The sequence below is a fragment of the Streptomyces sp. NPDC006265 genome (assembly GCF_040613555.1).
Lineage (GTDB): Bacteria > Actinomycetota > Actinomycetes > Streptomycetales > Streptomycetaceae > Streptomyces.
In genome coordinates, this window is record NZ_JBEXSH010001533.1 from 1 (window position 1) to 1,053 (window position 1,053).

1 protein-coding gene is annotated in these 1,053 nt (G+C 71.7%); it reads left to right on the top strand.

Annotation, left to right across the window (positions count from 1 at the left end):
* Positions 1–158: 158 nt before the first annotated feature.
* Positions 159–1,053: hypothetical protein (locus ABZ281_RS50410; protein ID WP_356665664.1), on the top strand; the 895-nt coding region annotated here is incomplete at its 3' end.

Below are 1,053 nucleotides of genomic sequence, written 5' to 3' on the forward strand. Positions count from 1 at the left end.
GGAACGCCCAACCCGTGCGCCCAGCCCGCGACTCAGGCCACCACACAGCCGGCGCCGCGGGCCCCCGCGCCCCAGGGCTCGCCGCAGCCCGCACCGCAGGCGCCCGCCGCCCCCGCTGCCGCCCCGACCTCCGACCTGACCAAGCCCGAGGACACCCGATGAGCAGCCCCCAGCCCCAGATGCCGCAGGCCGCGCCCGCCTGGCAGGCGGCTCCCGGTTCCGCCCCGCACCCCGGCGGCCCCGGCTACACCTCGCCGATCCCCGTCGTGCGCACGCACCTCGGGAACGCCATCGCCTCCGAGTGGACGAAGATCAGGTCGGTGCGGTCCACGATGTGGACGCTCGGCGTGTTCATCCTGCTCGTCGTCGGCATCGGTCTGCTGACCGGCATCGTGGTGTCGAGCTCCTCCTCGGACCTGTCCGGCGAGAACGCGCTGTCCCTCGGCTTCTTCGGCCTGCTGCTCGGCAGCATGTGCATCATCACGCTCGGCGTGCTGACCACGGCCTCGGAGTACGGCACGGGCATGATCCGCACCACGACGGTCGCGTGCCCGAGCCGCGGACGCGTGCTGGCGGCGAAGTCCATCGTGTTCTTCCTGGTCGCGTTCGTGGTAACGCTGGTGGCCGGTTCCCTCGTCGCGTTCCTGCATGTGGCCATGCTGGAGGGCAACGGCGCCGAGGACCCCTCCGGCGGTGAGTGGCTGAAGGGCACGGTCGGCATCGCGCTCTACATCGCGCTGCTGGGCCTGCTCTCGCTCCTCGTCGGCTCGGTCATCCGGCACTCGGCCGGCGCCATCACCATCATGATCGGCGCCGTGCTGGCCCCGCTGGTGATCGCGCTGTTCATGTTCTCGGAGTCCCTGGAGGGCGTGCGCGACGCCCTGTTCGAGTACTCGATCCCGAACCAGCTCAGCGTCTTCTACGCCAACTCCCTCAGCCAGTCCGGCCCGTCCGGCTGGGCCTCGAGGTGCAGCAACCCGCCGGGCTCCTCCTCGTCCCCACGGAAGACGGTGGCGCCGGTGAACTCGCCCTCCGCGCCGCTCGCGAGATCCC